Below are 21,471 nucleotides of genomic sequence, written 5' to 3'. Positions count from 1 at the left end.
TAATAGGACGTATCGGTATGCAAAAGTCTTACGATTACGATGCCATTGTGATTGGCTCAGGGCCCGGCGGTGAAGGGGCGGCGATGGGGCTGGTAAAACAGGGAGCGCGCATCGCCGTGATCGAACGCTACCACAACATCGGCGGCGGTTGTACGCACTGGGGCACCATCCCTTCTAAAGCCCTTCGCCACGCCGTCAGTCGCATTATTGAATTCAACCAAAATCCGCTCTACAGCGATCATACCCGACTGCTTCGCTCCTCTTTTGCCGACATTCTCAATCACACTGAAAACGTGATCAGCCAGCAGACAGCCATGCGTCAGGGCTTCTACGAGCGTAACCGTTGTGAACTTTATCAGGGCGATGCGCATTTCGTTGATGCCAATACCATTGAGATTGAGCAACCGGATGGCACGCGTGAGACGCTGACGGCAGAGAAGTTTGTTATCGCCTGTGGTTCACGACCTTACCATCCTGACAATGTCGACTTTACCCATCCACGCGTTTATGACTCCGACTCTATTCTCAATCTGCACCACGAACCAGGCCACGTCATAATTTATGGCGCGGGCGTGATTGGCTGTGAATATGCGTCGATTTTCCGTGGACTGAACGTCAAAGTTGACCTGATTAACACCCGCGATCGCCTGCTGGCGTTTCTTGATCAGGAGATGTCTGACTCTCTCTCTTACCACTTCTGGAACAGCGGCGTGGTGATTCGTCACAACGAAGAGTTTGAGAAGATCGAAGGGGTGGAAGATGGCGTCATCATGCATCTGAAGTCGGGTAAGAAAGTAAAAGCCGACTGCTTGCTTTACGCCAACGGCCGTACCGGCAACACCGATTCGCTGTCGCTGGAAAATGTGGGTCTGGAAGCGGATGGTCGTGGCCTGCTGAAAGTGAACAGCATGTATCAGACGGCTCAGCCGCACATTTATGCCGTTGGTGACGTGATTGGCTATCCAAGCCTGGCCTCAGCCGCCTACGATCAGGGCCGTATTGCCGCTCAGGCGATTATCAAAGGGGAAGCGTCAGCGCACCTGATTGAAGATATCCCAACCGGGATTTACACCATTCCGGAAATCAGCTCCGTGGGTAAAACCGAGCAGCAGCTGACGGCAATGAAGGTGCCTTACGAAGTAGGCCGCGCGCAGTTCAAACATCTGGCGCGAGCGCAGATCGTTGGCATGAACGTTGGCAGCCTGAAGATTCTGTTCCATCGGGAAACCAAAGAGATTCTGGGAATTCACTGCTTTGGTGAACGTGCCGCCGAGATTATTCATATCGGTCAGGCGATCATGGAGCAGAAAAACGGTGGCAACACGATTGAGTACTTCGTGAATACCACCTTTAACTATCCGACCATGGCCGAAGCCTATCGCGTTGCGGCGTTAAACGGCTTAAACCGCCTGTTTTAACGCGGCGTCGAAATAGTGCTGCATGTGGGTTTTAATCGCCTCTGCCAGCTGTTCATAACGGCTGCGCAGAGGTGAACCCGGACGATAGACCAGCGCAATTGTACGCTGTGGCACCGGTTTGTAGCAGGTGAGATAGCAGACGCCATCTCGGATACGCTCCGGTGGGACTGCCAGCGCCGGTAACAGCGTAATCCCGCTGCCTGCCGCCACCATATTGCGCAGCGTCTCAAGACTGGTCGCACGGAAATGGGTATCTTCATCGGCGCCCGCCTCAAAGCAGAACCCCATCGCCTGGTCACGCAGACAGTGCCCATCTTCCAGCATAAGCAATTTCTCGCCTGCCAGATCGGACATAGGCACCCGGTCGCGATCGCACCAGGGATGATCGGCATAGACTGCCAGCTTCATCGGCTCATCAAACAACGGCACTTCGATAAAGGCCTGGCTCTCTTTGACCAGCGCGATAATCGCGCAGTCCAGCTTGCCGCTATCGAGCTGTGCCAGCAGTTGCTGCGTCTGCGCTTCGTGCAGATACATCTCCAGTTTCGGGAATGTCTGGTGCAGCGTCGGGATAATCTGTGGCAATAAGTAGGGCGCGGTAGTCGGGATGAGGCCGATATGTAGCGGACCTGACATCGCTTCCCCTTGCTGACTGGCCATCTCTTTCAGCACTTTCACTTCACGCAGCACCGTACGCGCCTGATCCACCAGCAGCAAACCTGCCTGGGTGAACAGCACTTTACGGCTGGTGCGCTCCAGCAGCATCACACCCAGCTCATCTTCCAGCTTACGGATCTGCCCGCTTAACGTCGGCTGACTGACATGACACGCATCCGCAGCACGGCGGAAATGACGGTGTTCAGCAAGCGAAACCAGATATTCAAGATCACGAATATTCATTATTACCCTCCAAGCCACGATAGACCGTGGCGATAGATAGAATAGCAATGAACGATTGGCCCTATCAAGGGTGGTTGGGAATAATGCGCACATCAAATGGAACGCGGTATGTCAGGAGAAAAAAATGTTTGCAAGTCAGGAAGGTAAAGCTATTCCGTCAGTGACTTTTCACACACGTCAGGGCGATCGCTGGGTCGATGTCACCACTGAAGCGCTGTTTAAAGACAAAACGGTCATCGTTTTTTCACTGCCGGGCGCATTCACACCGACCTGCTCCTCCAGCCATCTGCCGCGTTACAACGAATTAGCGGGTCTGTTTGCCCAGCAGGGTGTGGACAGCATTCTGTGCGTCTCGGTGAATGACACGTTTGTGATGAACGCCTGGAAAGCAGAACAGCGTGCAGACAACATTACCTTTATCCCTGATGGCAACGGCGAGTTTACCCGCGGCATGGAGATGCTGGTTGAGAAAGCCGATCTCGGCTTTGGCCCACGTTCATGGCGCTACTCGATGCTGGTGCGTAACGGCGTGGTAGAGAAAATGTTTGTTGAGCCCAACAAGCCGGGCGACCCATTTGAGGTCTCTGATGCCGACACCATGCTGCGCTATCTGGCGCCCGAGTGTAAAGCTCAGGAGTCGGTCTCAATCTTCACTAAACCTGGCTGCACCTTCTGCACCCAGGCAAAACAGATGCTGATGGATCATGGTATTCAGTACGAAGAGATCGTGCTGGGACAGGATGCAACAACCGTGAGTCTGCGCGCCGTTTCAGGCCGGGCGACGGTACCGCAGATCTTCATGGGAGGTCGTCACATTGGCGGCAGTGAGGATCTGCAGCAATATTTGCTGTCAGCGTAAGAGAATCTGAGCGTCGGCCGGGAGAGCAGGCGCTTTGATGATGTGCCTATAAAAATGAGTAATTCTGAAGCTAGAGGTTGGCGGGCATTTAATGTGCCCGCTTTTTTTTGCCTGTTAATTACGCCAGACGCTGCTTTGCGTCACCGATGGCACGCGCAACCTGCTGTGGCGAGACGCCGCCCTGTGCATTACGCTTATCCAGACAGGACTGCAGCGCCAGAATCGGATAGACATCCTCGCCAATCACCGCACTGAACTCCTGCAGCTGTGCCAGCGACAGCGCTTCCAGCGCCACACCCTGACCGATAGCGGCAACCACCACTTCGCCAACGATATGGTGAGCTTCACGGAACGGCACGCCTTTGGCGACCAGATAGTCAGCCAGTTCAGTGGAGTTTGCGTAACCCTGTTCAGCCGCTTCCTGGCAGCGCGGACGTTTAACCTGCAGGCCATCCAGCACCAGAACTGACATATGCAGACAGTCGAGCCAGGTGTCGAGCGCGTCAAACAGCCCCTCTTTGTCTTCCTGCATATCTTTGTTGTATGCCAGCGGCAGACCTTTCAGCGTCATCATCATGCCGGTCAGCGCGCCCTGCACCCGGCCACACTTGCCGCGAATCAGCTCCAGCGCATCCGGGTTTTTCTTCTGCGGCATCAGCGATGAGCCGGAGGTCACTTTATCTGACAGTTCGATAAAGCCCGCTTCACCGGTGTTGAAGAAGATCATATCTTCGGCGAAGCGCGACAGATGCACCATGCCGATGGCAGCGTCAGAAAGCAGCTCCAGCACGTGATCGCGGTCTGATACGGTATCCAGACTGTTGCGCGTGGCAGAAGCAAAGCCCAGCCAGCCTGCCAGCTGCTGACGATCGATCTCATACGCGGTACCGGCCAGTGCGCCACAGCCCAGCGGGCTGACATCGAGCCGCTTCAGCGTATCCTGCAGACGGCTCTCGTCACGCGCCAGCATTTCAACGTAGGCCAGGCACCAGTGCGCAAACGTCACCGGCTGCGCACGCTGCAGATGCGTGTAGCCCGGCATCACCGCATCCTGATTGGCTTCAGCGGTGACCACCAGCGCCTGCTGCAGATCACGGGTGGCACCCAGCAGCGCCTCAATCTGCACCTTGCACCACAGCTTAAGATCGGTCGCGACCTGATCGTTACGGCTACGTCCGGTGTGCAGTTTTTTGCCCAGCGCGCCCACCTTGTCGATCAGCTGGCCTTCAACCCAGCTGTGGATATCTTCGGCGTCGCTCTGCAGAATCTGCTCAGGATCCTCACGGACTTCATCCAGTAACGTATTCAGGGCCGCTTCCAGCTGCTGCTGCTCATCCTGAGTCAGGACATTTACCGTCACCAGCGCTTTGGACCAGGCAACAGAGCCAATAATGTCCTGCTCTGCCAGGCGGTAATCGAAGCGCAGCGAGTCATTGAACTGTTTAAAACGTTGATCCGCTGCCTGAGTAAACCGTCCACCCCAAAGTGCCATGTGAAAACTCCTCTGAATCGTTAAACAAGGGGCGGCATAAATGCCGCCCCTGAAATGAAACTGTGAGGCGAGGCGCACCTCGCCTGAAAATTACTTCTTCTGCTCGTTCAGGGCGCGGATACGCGAAGAGAGCGAGAACAGACGGATAAAGCCGCCCGCATGACGGTGATCGTACACTTCATCTTCACCAAAGGTGGCGAACTCTTCCGAGTAGAGGCTGTTCGCGGAACGCTTCTGGGTGGCTGTCGCCTGGCCTTTGTAGAGCTGCAGTACCACTTCACCGTTAACCTCTTCCGCCAGCGATTCGGCAGCGGCCTGAATCGACTTACGCAGCGGGGCGAACCAGCGGCCGTCATAAACCACATAGGACATCTCGTGGCCGAGCTGCTCACGCCATTTGAAGCTATCGCGATCCAGCACCAGCTGCTCAACCGCACGCAGCGCATTGACCATGATGGTGCCGCCAGGGGTTTCGTAGCAGCCGCGCGATTTAATCCCTACCAGACGGTTTTCAACGATATCGATACGGCCGACGCCATGTTTTGCGCCCAGCACGTTAAGTTTTTCCAGGCACTGGAACGGACTCAGTTTTTCACCGTTAACCGCCACGACCCGACCTTTTTCCACGGTCACGGTCACTTCTTCAGGCTGGTCAGGCGCTTCCAGCGGATCGACAGTCCAGACCCAGCAATCTTTATTCGGTGCATTGGCCGGGCTTTCCAGCACGCCACCTTCGGTGGAGATGTGCCAGGCGTTTTCGTCGCGGCTGTAGATTTTCTCCAGTGACGCGGTGGTCGGAATGTTGCGCTCTTTCAGGTAGTCCAGCAGCGCTTCACGTGAACGCAGGTTCCATTCACGCCACGGAGCCACCACTTTCAGCTGCGGTGCCAGCGCGGTGTAGGTGGTTTCGAAACGCACCTGGTCATTCCCTTTACCGGTAGCGCCGTGACACAGCGCATCCGCACCCACTTTCAGCGCCAGCTCAACCTGTGCTTTAGCGATGATAGGACGCGCCATTGAAGTGCCCAGCAGATAAGTGCCTTCATAGAGGGCGCCAGTCTGCAGCACCGGATAGACATAGTCGCTGATGAACTCTTCACGCAGGTCAACCACGTGGCATTCAGATGCGCCGGACTGCAGGGCTTTCTTCTCTACACCTTCCAGATCGCCGCGCTCTTGACCGATATCTGCGACAAAAGCGACGACTTCACAGCCGCCGTAGTTCTCTTTCAGCCATGGAATGATGGCCGAAGTATCAAGACCACCGGAGTAAGCCAGAACGATTTTTTTGATGTTTTGCGTTTGCATTTCGTAATCCTTGAATCAGAGTCGTTAAGCGAGAATCCGGGTGCCAATCGACACGCCGTTAAACAGGTCAGGCAGCCGCTCAGCGTGACGCCAGCTGGCAATATCCACCGGGCGGCCCAGGGTACGCGCTGCATCAAGCGCAGCGTGCACTTTCACAATCATGCCGTCGGTAATAATGCCCTGGGTAATCAGCTGCTCAGCTTTGTCGGCGGTCATCTCTTCGATGCGCTGACCTTTGCCGTCGAGAATACCACTGACGTCTGACAACAGGACCAGATCAGCGCCCAGCGTCGAGGCCAGTGCGGTCGCCGCCTGGTCAGCGTTGACGTTCATCAGGTCGCCGCTGTCAGTTATACCAATTGAGCTCACCACCGGCATATAACCGGCCGCCAGCAGGGTGTTCAGTAATGCCGGATCGCCCGGCATTGCGTGGCCAACGTGGCCGAGTTCTTCATCAAACGGTGTGACATTCACGATGCCCGCATCGCCCAAGCAGAGGCCTACCGCGTTAATGCCCGATTTTTTTGCCCAGGCCAGCAGCGTTTTATTCGCGGTTCCCGCCAGCGCACCGGTAATAATGTCGATCTGATCGGCTGGCGTGACACGCAGGCCATTTTTCTTCTTCACCGGCAGCGCCAGCTTTTTCATCAGTTCATCCACCAGGCAACCGCCGCCGTGGACAATAATCAGCGGACGCTGATGGGCGCTGCGGTAGGTCAGCAGCGCTTCAAACAGGCGGGCCAGCGCTTCTTCGCTGTCTAACAACACACCGCCCAGCTTGATAATCAATGGATTGGTCATGGTATATTTGTCCGTTAAATCAGTGACTGCGTTTCAGGGAAGCCGAACCGGATGTTCAGGCACTGTACCGCCTGCGATGCCGCGCCTTTCAGCAGATTATCTTCGGCTGCCACGACAATCAGATGCTCGCCCTGCACTTCAAAACCGATATCGCAGTAAGGCAGACCTACAACGGCTTTCAGCGCCGGTACGCCCTGTTCGTAGAGCCGCACCAGTGGCTTGTTGTCATAGGCGCGATGGAAAACTGCGGCGATATCTTCACGGCTGACACCCGCTTTCAGACGGCAGGTAATCGTCGCCAGGATACCGCGCGGGAAGTTACCCAGATGCGGAGTGAAGATCACCGGCGTACCAAGGTGCGCGACGATTTCCGGGTGATGACGATGATTGAACAGGCCGTAAGGCTGCAGGCTCACTTCGCAGAAGCTGGTGCCGACATTGGCTTTACGTCCGGCACCGCTCACGCCGCTGGTGGCGTTGATTACCGGCCACTGCGCCTCGTTTAACAGTCCGGCATCCACCAGGGGCTTCAGCGCCAGCTGCGCAGCGGTCGGGTAACAACCTGGCACAGCCACCAGCTGCGCCTGCTGGATTTTCTCATGCTGATATTCGGCAAGGCCGTAAACGGCTTTGTCCAGCCAGTCGCTATGCTGATGGGTGAAGCCATAAAAGCGGGTATAAAAATCAGCGTCATTCACGCGGAACGCACCCGACAGGTCGAACACCACACAGCCAGCCTTGAGAAATTCCGGCGCCAGATCGTGGCTGACTTCGTGGGCCGTCGCCAGGAACACCACATCCACCTTGTCTGCCCACTCGGCCGCGCTGCTCAGCGGCTGCAGCGGCAAATCCACCACACCTTTCAGCTGCGGATGGAGATCGGAGAGGCGCTTGCCGGCATCAGGGCTTTGCGCCGAAACCGCCAAAGCGGTTATGTTGATATGTGGATGGCGATTCAGGAAGGTGGCAAGCTCTGTACCAGCATAACCACTGGCACCAACGATCAGCGTATTCAACATCAGGCTGTAACCCTTTTTACAGTCGCACGTTCCGGGTCGCGGCCTTGCCCCGTTACCCGCCCTGTCATCTGCAGTGATTTAAGGTTCCCTTGCAGAGGACGTTAATGTATTTTTATTCACTATTACTGCATGAATATGGATACATCCTAACCCAAGGACCGCCAACAGTGAAGACAAAATTACCGCCTTTTATTGAACTGTACCGCCAGTTAATCGCCACACCGTCGATCAGCGCAACCGATGCCGCACTGGATCAGAGTAATGAAACTTTAATCAATTTGCTGGCCGGCTGGTTCCGCGACCTCGGCTTCAGCGTTGAAGTACAGCCAGTGCCCGGCACCCGCAATAAATTTAATATGCTGGCGCGTACCGGAAGCGGTGCGGGCGGCCTGCTGCTAGCAGGTCATACCGATACCGTTCCTTTTGACGATGGCCGCTGGACACGCGATCCTTTTACCCTGACCGAGCACGACAACAAGCTCTATGGCCTGGGCACGGCAGACATGAAAGGCTTCTTCGCCTTTATTCTCGATACGCTGCGCGATGTGGATGTCAGCACGCTGAGCAAGCCGCTCTATATCCTCGCTACGGCCGATGAAGAGACCACCATGGCTGGCGCCAAATATTTTTCTGAATCGACGCAGCTGCGTCCCGACTGCGCCATCATCGGTGAACCAACATCGCTTAAACCGGTGCGTGCGCACAAAGGTCACCTGTCGAATGTGATCCGTATCGAGGGAAAATCGGGCCACTCCAGCGATCCCGCACGTGGCGTTAACGCCATTGAACTGATGCATGAGTCGATCACCCATCTGATGCAACTGCGCAATACGCTGCAGCAGCGTTATCACCATGACGGCTTTGCCATCCCCTATCCCACCATGAACTTCGGCCATATTCATGGCGGTGACGCCGCTAACCGTATCTGCGCCTGCTGTGAACTGCATATGGATATCCGTCCGCTGCCGGGTCTGTCGCTGAACGATCTCGATGGGCTACTGAACGAGGCGCTGGCACCGGTCAGTGCGCGCTGGCCGGGCCGTGTCACGGTTGCCGAGTTGCATCCGCCGATTCCTGGCTACGAGTGTCCGGCAGATCATGAACTGGTTAGTGTGGTCGAGAAATTGCTGGGTATACCCACTGAGGTGGTGAACTACTGCACCGAAGCGCCTTTTATTCAGCAGCTCTGCCCAACGCTGGTACTGGGCCCGGGGTCGATTGAGCAGGCACATCAGCCAGACGAATTTATTGATACTGCATTTATTAAGCCGACAAGGGCGCTTATCAGTCAGGTTGTGCAGCATTTTTGCCACTGATTAACAGCAAATGGGGCATTTCACTGCATTAACAGTAAAATGTCCCTTCATTCTGCGGGATTTAGCAATAAGAATAACTTATCCCGCTTTGTTCCCGATAAATTCTACGAATTTCCGTTATTTAGCCACATCTTCAGCACACTTTAACGCATTTGACGAACGCAACATTACGTGGCTAGATAAAAGACGATGTTATGCCCACCGGGTAATTATCCAGAGCGTTTCAGAATGTGGACAGGCGGCAACGGAGCCGGTTCCCTGTAGATTAGGGGGAACATGGCGTTGCTGATTTTTCTGCTGCCTGAAAGGTCGGGTGTAGAAGTTTTTCAAGACGATAAGGGTGTCAGGGTCCAATGAACGAACAATATTCCGCAATGCGAAGTAATGTCAGTATGCTCGGCAAACTGCTCGGGGATACGATTAAGGATGCACTGGGAGAGAACATCCTCGACCAGGTGGAAACCATCCGTAAGCTCTCCAAGTCATCCCGTGCAGGAAATGACACTCATCGTAAAGAACTGCTCAATACGCTGCAGAACCTCTCCAATGAGGAGCTTCTGCCGGTTGCACGCGCTTTTAGCCAGTTTCTGAACCTCACCAACGTGGCTGAGCAGTATCAGACCATCTCGCAAAGTGGCGAGGGTGAGAACCATCCCGAACTGCTGAAAAAGACCTTTGATACCCTGAAGCAGCAGAAAGATATCAGCGAAAGTGACATCCTTGCGGCCATTGAGTCGCTGTCGCTGGAACTGGTACTGACGGCTCACCCGACTGAAATCACCCGCCGTACGCTGATTCACAAGCTGGTCGAAGTTAACAGCTGCCTGAAACAGCTCGATCACAGCGACGTCTCCGACTACGAACGTAACCAGATTATGCGCCGTCTGCGTCAGCTGGTGGCACAGGCGTGGCACACCGATGAGATCCGCAAATATCGTCCGACCCCTATCGACGAAGCCAAATGGGGCTTTGCCGTGGTGGAAAACAGCCTGTGGGAAGGCGTACCCGCTTTCCTGCGTGAGCTGAACGAGCAGGTAGAAGAGGCGTTCGGCATTAAGCTGCCGGTCGATTTCGTGCCGGTTCAGTTCACCTCATGGATGGGTGGCGACCGCGACGGTAACCCTAACGTTACGGCGGCGATTACCCGCCACGTTATGCAGCTGAGTCGCTGGAAAGCCACTGACCTGTTCCTGCGCGATATCGGCGTACTGATCTCTGAGTTGTCGATGTCAGAGTGCACTGAAGAGATCCGGGAACTCAGCGGCGATCCGGAAGCACTTGAACCTTATCGTATGATCCTGAAACGCCTGCGCAGCCAGTTAATGACTACCCAGTCATTCCTGGAACGCCGCCTGAAAGGTGAACGTCTGCCGCGCCCGGCCGATCTGCTGGTCTCCAACGATCAGCTGTGGGATCCGCTGTTTACCATCTATCAGTCACTGCAAAAGTGCGGCATGGGCATTATCGCCAACGGTCAGTTGCTTGATACGCTGCGCCGCGTGAAATGTTTCGGCGTGCCGCTGGTGCGTATCGATCTGCGTCAGGAGAGTACCCGTCACACCGAAGCGATTGCTGAAGTGACCCGCTATCTGGGCCTCGGCGATTATGAAAGCTGGTCCGAAGCGGACAAGCAGGCCTTCCTGATCCGTGAACTGAACTCCAAGCGTCCGCTGCTGCCTCGCAGCTGGGAGCCCAGCGATGAAACGCGTGAAGTGCTGGAGACCTGTCGCGTCGCGGCTGAAGCGCCACAGGGTTCTATCGCCGCCTATGTTATTTCCATGGCGAAAACCCCTTCTGACGTGCTGGCCGTGCATCTGCTGCTGAAAGAAGCAGGCATCGGCTATGCCATGCCGGTTGCACCGCTGTTTGAAACGCTTGATGACCTGAATAATGCCAATGACGTAATGAGCCAGCTGCTGAGCATCGACTGGTATCGCGGCTTAATTCAGGGCAAACAGATGGTGATGATTGGCTATTCTGACTCGGCGAAAGACGCCGGTGTGATGGCCGCCAGCTGGGCGCAATATCAGGCACAGGATGCCCTGATTAAAACTTGTGAGAAGGCCGGGATTTCACTGACGCTGTTCCACGGACGCGGCGGCAGCATTGGCCGTGGCGGCGCACCCGCCCATGCAGCGCTGCTGTCGCAACCACCAGGCAGCCTGCGCGGCGGTCTGCGCGTGACCGAACAGGGCGAGATGATCCGCTTTAAATATGGTTTACCCGCCGTCACCATCGCCAGCCTGTCGCTCTACACCGGCGCAATTCTGGAAGCGAACCTGATGCCGCCGCCGGAGCCAAAACGCGAATGGCGCGACATTATGGATCAGCTCTCCGCCGACTCCTGTGCGATGTATCGCGGTTATGTGCGTGAAAATGCTGACTTCGTGCCCTATTTCCGCTCAGCGACGCCGGAGCAGGAGCTGGGTAAATTACCGCTGGGCTCACGTCCCGCCAAGCGCCGACCTACCGGCGGCGTAGAGTCGCTGCGTGCGATTCCATGGATTTTCGCCTGGACGCAGAACCGTCTGATGCTGCCTGCGTGGCTGGGTGCCGGTGCGGCCCTGCAACAGGCGATGGCCGCCGGTCATCAGGATCAGCTGGAAGCGATGTGCCGCGACTGGCCATTCTTCTCTACCCGTCTGGGTATGCTGGAGATGGTATTCTCAAAAGCGGACCTGTGGCTGGCGGAATATTACGATCAGCGTCTGGTCGAGAAATCACTCTGGCCGCTGGGCAAACAGCTGCGCGATCAGCTTGATGCGGATATCAAAGCGGTACTGACCATTGCCAATGACTCACACCTGATGGCCGATCAGCCGTGGATTGCCGAGTCAATTGCACTGCGTAACGTCTATACCGATCCGCTCAACGTACTCCAGGCCGAACTACTGCATCGTTCGCGCGCGCGGGAAGCGAATGGCGATGAACCGGATGCCCGCGTTGAGCAGGCGCTGATGGTGACCATTGCCGGTGTCGCGGCAGGCATGCGCAATACCGGTTAATGGTGGTGAGGTGCTGACGATCGCCAGCGCCGCCCTGCAGTAAAAACAAAAAAAGTCGGGACTCTCCCGACTTTTTTATTGGCTGAAGCAGAGCGGTTAAGCCGCAGCAGCAGCAGGACGCACGCCCAGGGTGTGACAAATGGCGTAACTCATTTCGGCACGGTTCAGCGTGTAGAAATGGAAATCCTTCACCCCTTCGCGTGACAGGATTTTCACCATATCCATCGCGATATTGGCTCCCACCATTTTCCGCGTTTCCGGATCATCATCCAGACCGGCGAACATCGCGCTCATCCAGCCCGGCACACGCACATTGGTCAGCGTGGCAAAGCGTTGCAGCTGTTTAAAGTTAGAGACCGGCAGAATGCCCGGCACAATTTCCACGTCAATGCCGGTCGCGACACAGCGATCGCGGAAACGCAGATAACTTTCAACGTCGAAGAAAAACTGGGTAATAGCCCGGTTGGCACCTGCATCGATTTTTCGCTTCAGGTTAATCAGATCGGCCTGGGCGCTTTTCGCTTCGGGATGGACTTCCGGATAGGCCGCAACCGAAATATCAAAATCACCCACCTCTTTCAGCAGCGAAACCAGATCGCTGCCGTACATTTCTGGCTTACCGCTACCAGGAGGCAGATCGCCGCGCAGCGCCACAATGTGACGGATGCCGTTGTTCCAGTAATCCTGAGCGATGGTGCGCAGTTCATCGCGCGTGGCATCGACACAGGTCAGATGGGGTGCGGCTTCCAGACCGGTGCGATCTTTGATGCCTTTGATAATGCTATGGGTGCGATCACGCTCACCTGAGTTCGCACCGTAGGTCACAGAAACGAATTTCGGTTTCAGACTGCTCAGGCGATCGATAGAGGTCCACAGGGTCTCTTCCATGTCGCTGGTACGAGGCGGGAAGAACTCAAATGAAACATTAATTTGCCCGTTCAGCTCAGCCAGGCTCTGGTTTAGCGCTTCGCGCTGATTGGCATGAAAGAAACTCATCCTGCACCCTCATCGATTAACAATCGGCCTGCGAACATCTACACGTTTAGACGTCCAGATGTTCAAAATGACGTAATCTGACTGTGCCGTCAACTTAAAAATGGTCAACAGTCGTGATCAATTTTCAATCAACATGAAGGCGATTCAACAGGGGAGCGATAACGCATTGAAAACAGGCGCCGAAGCGCCTGAGGAGGAGGAGTTACAGCAGTTGTGCGAGGCGATTAATATCTGACTGGATAGCGCCTGCGGTGACATCCCGGCCTGCGCCCGGTCCGCGAATCACCAGCGGATTATCGCGGTACCAGCGGCTCTCAATCGCAAAGACGTTGTCGCACGGCAGCAGTGAGGCCAGCGGATGTTCCGGACGCACCGCTTCAACACCTACGCGCGCCTTGCCGTTAGCATCAAACCGGGCAACGTAACGCAGCACCAGGTCCATCTCCTGCGCGGCTTCGAGCCGTTGCAGCATCTGCTCATTCAGCTCTTCGCCATTTTCAAAGAAGTGGTCGACAGATCCCTGCTGACAGTTACTGGGCACCAGCGATTCCACCCGCACCTGATCCGGCTCGATGTTGTAGCCTGCCTCACGCGCCAGGATAACCAGCTTGCGCATCACATCCTGACCCGAGAGATCGGCGCGCGGGTCGGGCTCGGTTAAACCCTGCTGCCAGGCCTGATCCACCAGCTCGGTAAAGGGCACCGTGCCATCAAACTGCAGGAACAGCCACGACAGCGTGCCGGAGAAGATCCCGCTGATCGCCAGGATGGTATCGCCGCTGTCGCGCAGATCGCGCACCGTGTAGTTGATCGGCAGACCTGCGCCAACGGTGGCGTTATAGAGCCAGTGACGCCCGGTTTTGGTAAAGGCATCGCGGATCTGGCGCCAGGTCTGACTGTCAGACGCTCCCGCGACCTTATTGGCGCTGATAACGTGAAAACCGTGACTGGCGAAGTCGAGATACTGCTGCGCCAGCGGTGTGCTGGCAGTGACATCCAGCACCACCAGGTCATCAAACGGGTGAGCACGCATCCACAGGAACAGCGACTCTTCATCGCGCTCTACCGCTTCATCATCAAAGAAGGCGAGTGCCCGGCTGGCTTCCAGCCCTTCATAGCTCAGCAGGCTGCGACGGCTGTCCGCGACGCCCGCCAGCACAAATTCAAAGCCGGTACGCGCTGACAGCGTTTCCTGATCGCGGGCAAACAGCTCCAGCCAGCGTGAACCGATATTGCCTTTGCCAAACAGCATCAGACCGATGCGCTTTTCTGCCCGGAACAGCGACTGATGCAATCCCTGAATCAGATGCTGAGTCGGGCCGACGCGCAGCACTGCGACCACGCTGATGTGCTCTTCTGACTGCCAGATGAACTCAATTGGCTGATCCTTTAACTGCTGCCAGAAGCGATGGGTATGCAGCGGATTGCGCGTAACGCCTGCGCCAACCAGCGCCACCAGCGCCAGGCCGTCGCGCAGCTGCAGATGGCCCGGTAAACCGGCATCCTGTAGCAGCGTAAAGGCGCTGTTTACCACTTCGGCGGTGTAACAGAGCTGCAGCAGTTGACGATCGGGATGAACGCCAAACGCCAGCGGACGCAGCTGCGCGCGCTTCAGCAGCAGGTCTATCTCTTTGTGCAGGATGGCGAAGTCATGCTGCTCTGGCAGCTGAATCTCAATCAGGCAAACATCATCATGGCTGGTGACGATACGCGCGCCCGTCCCGGAGGCCAGCACGCGCTCAATGCGGGTTGAGCCCTGCTCCGGCTGATAACTGCAGCGCAGTTGCAGGTCGATATCGCTGCCTGAAACCGGCTGCAGAGTACGGGTGTGGAGAACCGGTGCAGCCAGGCGCGCCAGCTCGCTGGCTTCATCCAGCCTTAACAGCGGCAGCAGACAGGCATCAGAGACTTTACGGGGATCGGCACTGTAGACACCCGCCACATCGCTCCAGATGGTCACCCGCCCGACACCCGCCAGTGCGCCAATCTGCGTGGCAGAATAGTCGGAACCGTTACGGCCAAGCAGGACGGTTTCACCGGCGTCGTTGCGGCTGATAAATCCGGTCACCACGATGCGCTTATGCGGATGCTGCGCCAGTAAAGTCTGTAGCAGTGGCCAGGACTTCCCTTCATCTACCTGCGGTTGTGCGGCACGTTCAGCGCGCAGAAACTCACGCGCATCCAGCCAGCAGGCCTGAAGGTCACGCTGGCTCAGTACCGCTGACATCAGGCGTGCCGACCAGACCTCACCGTGACCGACCACTTCGGCATAGACCGCATCGGTGATCGGTGCATCCAGCAGTGCGGCCAGCTTTTCCAGATCACGGATAAACGCGGTGATTAAAGGTTCTGCGACCTCAGCAGGCAGCAGCGCACTGATCAGTTCGCTCTGGTAGCGCCGTAAGGCCTGTTGCACCTGATGCGCAGAGAGCCGATCGCTCTGGCTCAGCTTCAGCCAGCTAATCAGCTGGTTGGTGGTTGAGCCTGCCGCAGAGACCACCATCAGGTCGCCCGGCTGGCTGTAGTCCGCCATAATACCGGCAACGCGCTGATAGCAGCGCGCATCGGCCAGGCTGCTGCCGCCAAACTTATGCAACTGCCTGATGTTCGGCGTTCCCGCGCCTGCTGAAATCGTCATGCTTAACCCTCGGCTGCGACCCGGAATGCATTATCCAGATCGGCAATTAAATCTTCGTGATCTTCAATACCGACAGAAACCCGCAGCAGCGTATCGGAAATGCCCGCTGCCGCGCGTGCTTCTGCCGACATCCCCGCGTGCGTCATGGTGGCGGTATGGGAGATCAGACTCTCTACTCCGCCCAGCGATTCCGCCAGCGTAAATAGCTGCAGTGCTTTCAGGAAGCGACGCAGCAGCGCCTCATCACCGTCGACCTCGAAACTCAGCATGGCGCCAAAGCCGCGCTGCTGACGTACTGCATGTTCGTGTCCGGCGTTTTCCGGCAGCGAAGGATGATACAACTTTTTCACCAGTTTCTGCTGCTTCAGATACTCTACAATCGCGAGTGCGTTGCGTTGTGCGGCTGCAATCCGCGGTGAAAGCGTACGGATTCCGCGCAGCAGCAGATAACTGTCAAACGCTGCTCCTGTCACACCAATGTTATTTGCCCACCAGGCCAGGTCGGTAGCGAGTTGCGGATCTTTGGCGATGACCGCGCCCGCCACGACATCGGAGTGGCCATTGAGGTATTTGGTACAGGAGTGGATCACCAGGTCCGCACCCAGCGCCAGAGGATTCTGCAGCGCCGGACTCATAAAGGTATTGTCCACCACGCTGATGGCACCCGCAGCACGCGCAGCGGCGCAAATTGCGCTGATATCTACCACGCGCAACAGCGGATTGCTGGGGCTTTCAATCAGCACCAGTTTTGGGTTTTCATCCAGAGCGGCCTGCAGCGCTGCCGGATCACCCTGATCGACAAATTTCACCCGATAGGCGCCGCGCTTGCTCAGGCTGTCAAACAGCCGATAGCTGCCGCCATAACAGTCATGTGGCGCGACCAGCAGATCGCCAGGCTTCAGAAACACCGTCGTGACCAGGTGAATCGCCGACATCCCGGTATTGGTTAATACCGCGCCCGCTCCCCCTTCCAGTTCTGCCAGCGTACGCTGTACGACATCACGAGTGGGGTTGCCACGACGGGAGTAGTCATGCGCACGAGGCTCATTGAAATCCAGGAAGTTATAGGTGGTAGAGAGGTGGATTGGCGGGACAACGCAGCCATATTGCTCGTCATCATTCAAACCGCTGCGCACTGCGATGGTTGCCGGTTTACGCGTCATGAGCGAATTGTTCCTGAAGAGTGAATAAAATGTAGGCCACAGGATATCACCCTCTAATTAGACGTCAATACATCTGGACATCTAAATGTCTTTGCGTATAGATTGAGCAAAACCGCAATAACCGCTAAAATTATGCGTCATCGCCTGGCGTTCCCCTCTGTCAGACAGAGGCAGTGAGCGAAGAAAACCCGCCATATCAGGGGTCAGGCAGGAAAAAATCAGGCATAATCCGCTGATTTCCTAACATTTAACGTTTATTAATTAAGGTAACCCATGGCTGAATGGAACGGCGAATATATCAGCCCGTACGCTGAGCACGGTAAGAAGAGCGAGCAGGTCAAGAAGATCACAGTATCAATCCCATTGAGCGTGCTGAAGATTTTAACGGATGAGCGTACCCGTCGTCAGGTGAACAACCTGCGTCACGCCACCAACAGCGAGCTGCTTTGCGAAGCCTTTTTACATGCCTTTACGGGCCAACCGCTGCCGGATGACGTCGACCTGCGCAAAGAGCGTAGTGATGAGATTCCGGAAGAAGCAAAAGCAATCATGCGCCAGATGGGTGTCGATCCGGATACCTGGGAGTATTGATCTTTCAGCCATAAAAAAACCCAGCCGAAGCTGGGTTTTTTCTTGCCGCCGAACCCGCAGGTTCAGGTGCCTTTTAATCTTATTTTTTAGCGCCTGGCACGCTGAAACGCTTGTTAAAGCGGTCAACACGGCCACCAGTTGCCACTTCACGCTGCTTACCGGTATAGAACGGGTGGCATTTGCCACAAACGTCCAGGTTCAGTTCGTGAGTCAGTGTTGAACGGGTGTGGATCTCGTTGCCGCAGGTACATTTGATAGTAACTGCTTCGTATTTCGGGTGAATACCTTGTTTCATGGGAAACCTCATTGAAGGCCGTGTCGCTCTCCGTGCCAGGCTTTAACCTGCACAGCACCACACGCGATTGAACATTATAGGGTGTACTCCGGCCAGATATTTCTCACCGAAGGCGGCATATTATACAGGTAAGTTTCGATTGCTGCAAATATCTGCTGAGATACCCGCCATCAGGGTCAGCGTGTACACTAGCTTCCCTGATCATTGAGCCGGAAAGAGAGAGTTATGCCCGTAGTCCAGGTCGCCCTGCCCGTCCCCTTGCCCCGCCTGTTTGATTATCTGCCGCCACAGGGCGCGCAGCCGGTCATTGGTGGTCGCGTGAGTGTGCCCTTTGGCAATCGCAGGATGATCGGGATTGTGGTCGCCTTTCGTGACAGCAGCGATCTGCCGGAAGCACAACTCAAGCGCGTGATCGAGGTACTGGATAGTGAATCCCTCTATCCAGCATCGCTGTGGCGCATCCTTAACTGGGCCGCCAGCTATTATCATTCGCCGCAGGGAGAGGTACTGAGTCACGCTATTCCGGTACTGCTGCGTCAGGGCAAAGCGGCGCAGGACAATCCCTTATGGCGCTGGGAAATCACCGAGCAGGGTCGGGCGACTGCGCCAGAAAGTTTAAAGCGGGCACCGAAACAGCAGCAGGCGCTGGCTGCACTGCGTCAGCAACCGCTCTATCGTCATCAGGTCAGTGAACATGACCTCACGGATGCGACGCTGCAGGCGCTGCGCGCTAAAGGGTTATGCGAACTGCATGAGCATCAGCCGCAGATGCACGACTGGCGTACCACTTATGCCGTAAAAGGCGAACGTCTGCGGCTGAATACCGATCAGGCGATGGCCGTAGGTGCGATTCGGGCAGATGATGAACATTATGCAGCCTGGCTGCTGGCGGGCATCACGGGTTCAGGCAAAACCGAGGTTTACCTCAGCGTGCTGGAAAATGTGCTGGCACGCGGTAAACAGGCGCTGGTGCTGGTACCGGAGATTGGCCTGACCCCGCAAACTATCGCCCGTTTTCGCGAACGTTTTGATGCGCCCATTGATGTGCTGCACTCCGCATTAAATGACAGTGAGCGGCTGGCGGTCTGGTTACGTGCGCGGCGCGGCGAAACGGCGATTGTGATTGGCACCCGATCGGCGCTGTTTACGCCACTGGCCCGTCCTGGCGTAATTATTATCGATGAAGAGCATGACAGCTCCTATAAACAGCAGGAAGGCTGGCGCTATCAGGCGCGCGATCTGGCCGTCTTCCGCGCACATGAAGAGGATATCCCGATTGTTATGGGATCGGCGACCCCTGCTCTGGAGACGCTGCACAATGTCCGCAGCGGCAAGTATCGCCAGCTCGACCTGACAAAACGCGCCGGCAATGCCAGACCGGCACTGCAACAGCTTATCGACTTAAAAGGCGTGCAGTTGATCGGCGGTCTGGCACCTGGCCTGATTGGTAAAATGCGCCAGCATCTGCAGGCCGATAATCAGGTGCTGCTGTTTCTTAACCGCCGCGGCTTTTCGCCCGCCCTGCTCTGTCATGATTGCGGCTGGATTGCTGAGTGTACCCGCTGTGACCGCTATTACACGCTGCATCAGCACCATCGCCAGCTACGCTGCCACCATTGCGACAGCCAGCGTCCGCTGCCTAACCAATGCCCGCAGTGTGGTTCAACCCATTTGCTACCGGTAGGCGTCGGGACTGAGCAACTGGAGCAGCAGCTCGGCACACTTTTCCCTGGCGTGCCGGTGTCGCGAATCGATCGTGATACCACCAGCCGCAAAGGTGCGCTGGAGCAGCATCTGGCTGACGTTCATCGCGGCGGCGCACGAATCCTTGTCGGCACCCAGATGCTGGCCAAAGGCCACCACTTCCCCGATGTTACGCTGGTGTCGCTGCTGGATGTCGATGGTGCGCTGTTCTCAGCCGATTTTCGTGCGGCGGAACGCTTCGCTCAGCTCTACACCCAGGTCGCCGGTCGTGCTGGCCGTGCCGGCAAACAGGGCGAGGTGTTGCTGCAGACTCACCATCCGGAACATCCGCTGCTGCAGACGCTGTTGCACCAGGGCTATTCGGCGTTCGCCCAGCAGGCCTTACTGGAGCGACAGGCAGTCCATCTGCCGCCCTGGAGCCGCCATGCGCTGTTCCGCGCTGAAGATATGGATAACCAGCAGGCGGCGGAATTCCTGCAACAACTCCGTAATTTGCTGGAGGCAAGCCCGTTGAACGATAAGGCGATGTGGTTTATGGGTCCGTTGCCTGCACTGCAGCCAAAACGCAGTGGACGCTGGCGCTGGCAACTGCTGCTGCAGCATCCTTCCCGGCAGCGTCTGCAACAGTTGCTGAGCAGTTCGTTGCCGCTGGTTTCAACACTGCCCGCGGCGCGCAAAGTGAAATGGACGCTGGATATCGACCCTACCGAGAGCTGATTTAAGCTGACACTGCGAGCCAGATCGAAAAATGTCGCATAAGTCACAATTTTTATGCAAATTAAGTAACAACCAGCCGGGCAATCGTTAACAATGTTGCCCGGTTTGCCTTCAGGTCAGGCAGAAACAGAATTGAACGCGCCATAACGCGTCAGGAGCATGTGTTGGAGCAGAATCAACAACCGCCCGCCGCCACGATGAAAGATGTTGCGGAACATGCGGGCGTCTCAACCGCCACCGTATCGCGTGCGCTGATGAATCCGGAGAAGGTTTCTGCGGCCACCCGCCAGAAAGTCGAGCAGGCGGTTGCCGCCGTCGGCTACGCGGCACATGGCCCCACGCGCAACGCCCGTCGTAATGAGACGCGTACCATCCTGGTCATTGTCCCTGACATCTGCGATCCCTTCTTTAGTGAAATCATCCGAGGCGTTGAAGTTACGGCAGCCGAAGAGGGCTATCTGGTGCTGATTGGTGACTGCGCGCATCAGAATCAGCAGGAGAGAACTTTTCTCAACCTGATGGTGACGCGACAGATCGATGGCATGGTGCTGCTCGGCTCAAAGTTGCCTTTTGATGCCAGCATTGATGAGCAACGCAACTTGCCGCCTATGGTAATGGCGAATGAGTTTGCGCCGGAAATGTCACTGCCCACTGTCCACATCGATAACCTGACCGCCGCATTTGAAGCGGTAAATCATTTACTGCAGTTGGGTCACACACATATCGCCTGTATCGCCGGGCCGGAAGAGATGCCGCTCTGCCAGTATCGTTTGCAGGGGTATGTCCAGGCGATGCGTCGCAGCGGGCTGACGGTCGATCCTACCTATATTGTGCGCGGTGACTTCACATTTGAAGCGGGCGTTGCCGCCATGAATCAGCTGATGACCCTGCCGCAACCGCCGCGCGCGCTCTTCTGCCACAGCGATATTATGGCACTTGGGGCGATGAATCAGGCCCGGCGCTGCGGACTGCGGATACCGGAGGACCTCTCTGTGGTCGGATTCGATGACATTGAGCTATCACGTTACTGCGAGCCGCCGCTGACCACGGTCACGCAGCCACGTTACCAGATAGGCCGGGAAGCGATGCTTCTGCTGCTGGATGAGTTAAATGGCAAACGGGTCATCAGCGGATCGCGGCTGCTGGATGCCGGTTTAACCATTCGTGGCAGCACGGCGCGAGCAAAAAAGCGTGAAAAATAAGCGTATTTGTCTGATTTTTTCAGTAGATTCTTAAGGCGAACACTGCT

Annotated in this window: 16 protein-coding genes; 7 read left to right on the top strand and 9 right to left on the bottom strand. The window is 56.3% G+C overall.

The genetic code is table 11. The annotated features are described in order from the left end of the window. Positions 1 to 17: 17 nt before the first annotated feature. Positions 18 to 1,418: a Si-specific NAD(P)(+) transhydrogenase gene (sthA, locus tag HFD95_RS19600; RefSeq protein ID WP_010258130.1), complete on the top strand. Its 1,401-nt coding sequence runs from the start codon at positions 18 to 20 to the stop codon at positions 1,416 to 1,418. Here the strand turns inward: sthA and oxyR are convergent. Beyond that, complete coding sequence (gene oxyR / locus HFD95_RS19595; RefSeq protein ID WP_010258132.1) at positions 1,401 to 2,318, bottom strand: DNA-binding transcriptional regulator OxyR; 918 nt, start codon at positions 2,316 to 2,318, stop codon at positions 1,401 to 1,403. The two genes, sthA and oxyR, sit on opposite strands and share 18 nt — an antisense overlap. 124 nt (positions 2,319 to 2,442) lie before the next feature. On the opposite strand from oxyR, the gene HFD95_RS19590 reads away from it, so the two are divergent. Beyond that, on the top strand, positions 2,443 to 3,177 hold the full coding sequence (locus tag HFD95_RS19590) for a glutathione peroxidase (RefSeq protein WP_010672060.1): 735 nt from the start codon (positions 2,443 to 2,445) through the stop codon (positions 3,175 to 3,177). A 118-nt stretch (positions 3,178 to 3,295) separates the two neighbouring features. Here the strand turns inward: HFD95_RS19590 and argH are convergent, their stop codons facing one another. The 4 genes from argH to argC all read right to left on the bottom strand — a co-directional run bounded on the left by argH (position 3,296) and on the right by argC (position 7,797). Further along, positions 3,296 to 4,669: an argininosuccinate lyase gene (gene argH, locus HFD95_RS19585; protein WP_083070712.1), complete on the bottom strand. Its 1,374-nt coding sequence runs from the start codon at positions 4,667 to 4,669 to the stop codon at positions 3,296 to 3,298. Between the two features lie 90 nt (positions 4,670 to 4,759). Next, on the bottom strand, positions 4,760 to 5,977 hold the full coding sequence (locus tag HFD95_RS19580) for an argininosuccinate synthase (protein WP_022624925.1): 1,218 nt from the start codon (positions 5,975 to 5,977) through the stop codon (positions 4,760 to 4,762). Positions 5,978 to 6,001: 24 nt separating this feature from the next. Next, positions 6,002 to 6,778, bottom strand: a complete 777-nt coding sequence (gene argB, locus HFD95_RS19575; protein WP_010258140.1) for an acetylglutamate kinase — start codon at positions 6,776 to 6,778, stop codon at positions 6,002 to 6,004. A 14-nt stretch (positions 6,779 to 6,792) separates the two neighbouring features. Beyond that, entirely contained in the window at positions 6,793 to 7,797 is a 1,005-nt protein-coding gene (gene argC / locus HFD95_RS19570) for an N-acetyl-gamma-glutamyl-phosphate reductase (protein ID WP_033773135.1), read from the bottom strand. 167 nt (positions 7,798 to 7,964) lie between these two features. On the opposite strand from argC, the gene argE reads away from it, so the two are divergent. Together argE and ppc are read left to right on the top strand one after the other, a co-directional pair. Beyond that, positions 7,965 to 9,113 (top strand): acetylornithine deacetylase, encoded by a 1,149-nt coding sequence (argE, locus tag HFD95_RS19565; RefSeq protein WP_033786464.1) that lies wholly within the window; start codon positions 7,965 to 7,967, stop codon positions 9,111 to 9,113. A gap of 353 nt (positions 9,114 to 9,466) precedes the next feature. Next, positions 9,467 to 12,118 carry a phosphoenolpyruvate carboxylase gene (ppc, locus tag HFD95_RS19560; RefSeq protein ID WP_022624923.1) on the top strand — a complete coding sequence of 884 codons (2,652 nt, stop codon included), beginning with the start codon at positions 9,467 to 9,469 and terminating at the stop codon, positions 12,116 to 12,118. A 96-nt stretch (positions 12,119 to 12,214) separates the two neighbouring features. Here the strand turns inward: ppc and metF are convergent, their stop codons facing one another. The 3 genes from metF to metB all read right to left on the bottom strand — a co-directional run bounded on the left by metF (position 12,215) and on the right by metB (position 16,915). Further along, complete coding sequence (gene metF / locus HFD95_RS19555) at positions 12,215 to 13,114, bottom strand: methylenetetrahydrofolate reductase (RefSeq protein WP_010258148.1); 900 nt, start codon at positions 13,112 to 13,114, stop codon at positions 12,215 to 12,217. A 202-nt stretch (positions 13,115 to 13,316) separates the two neighbouring features. Further along, on the bottom strand, positions 13,317 to 15,752 hold the full coding sequence (locus HFD95_RS19550) for a bifunctional aspartate kinase/homoserine dehydrogenase II (protein ID WP_010258152.1): 2,436 nt from the start codon (positions 15,750 to 15,752) through the stop codon (positions 13,317 to 13,319). A gap of 2 nt (positions 15,753 to 15,754) precedes the next feature. Then, positions 15,755 to 16,915, bottom strand: coding sequence for a cystathionine gamma-synthase (gene metB, locus HFD95_RS19545; RefSeq protein ID WP_010672067.1), 1,161 nt, complete (start codon positions 16,913 to 16,915; stop codon positions 15,755 to 15,757). A 273-nt stretch (positions 16,916 to 17,188) separates the two neighbouring features. Here metB and metJ point away from each other — a divergent pair, with 273 nt between their 5' ends. Continuing rightward, positions 17,189 to 17,506, top strand: coding sequence for a met regulon transcriptional regulator MetJ (gene metJ / locus HFD95_RS19540; protein WP_009088019.1), 318 nt, complete (start codon positions 17,189 to 17,191; stop codon positions 17,504 to 17,506). Positions 17,507 to 17,585: 79 nt separating this feature from the next. Here the strand turns inward: metJ and rpmE are convergent, their stop codons facing one another. Next, positions 17,586 to 17,801, bottom strand: a complete 216-nt coding sequence (gene rpmE / locus HFD95_RS19535; protein WP_003851227.1) for a 50S ribosomal protein L31 — start codon at positions 17,799 to 17,801, stop codon at positions 17,586 to 17,588. A gap of 225 nt (positions 17,802 to 18,026) precedes the next feature. Here rpmE and priA point away from each other — a divergent pair, with 225 nt between their 5' ends. Then, a complete protein-coding gene (priA, locus tag HFD95_RS19530) occupies positions 18,027 to 20,222 on the top strand; it encodes a primosomal protein N' (protein ID WP_010672068.1) in 2,196 nt (731 codons plus the stop codon). Between the two features lie 164 nt (positions 20,223 to 20,386). After that, positions 20,387 to 21,424 (top strand): DNA-binding transcriptional regulator CytR, encoded by a 1,038-nt coding sequence (gene cytR / locus HFD95_RS19525; protein WP_010672069.1) that lies wholly within the window; start codon positions 20,387 to 20,389, stop codon positions 21,422 to 21,424. Positions 21,425 to 21,471: the final 47 nt, after the last annotated feature.

Source organism: Pantoea sp. EKM10T (assembly GCF_011800685.1).
Taxonomy (GTDB): domain Bacteria; phylum Pseudomonadota; class Gammaproteobacteria; order Enterobacterales; family Enterobacteriaceae; genus Pantoea; species Pantoea agglomerans.
This window is presented reverse-complemented; position numbering and strand designations above follow the sequence as displayed.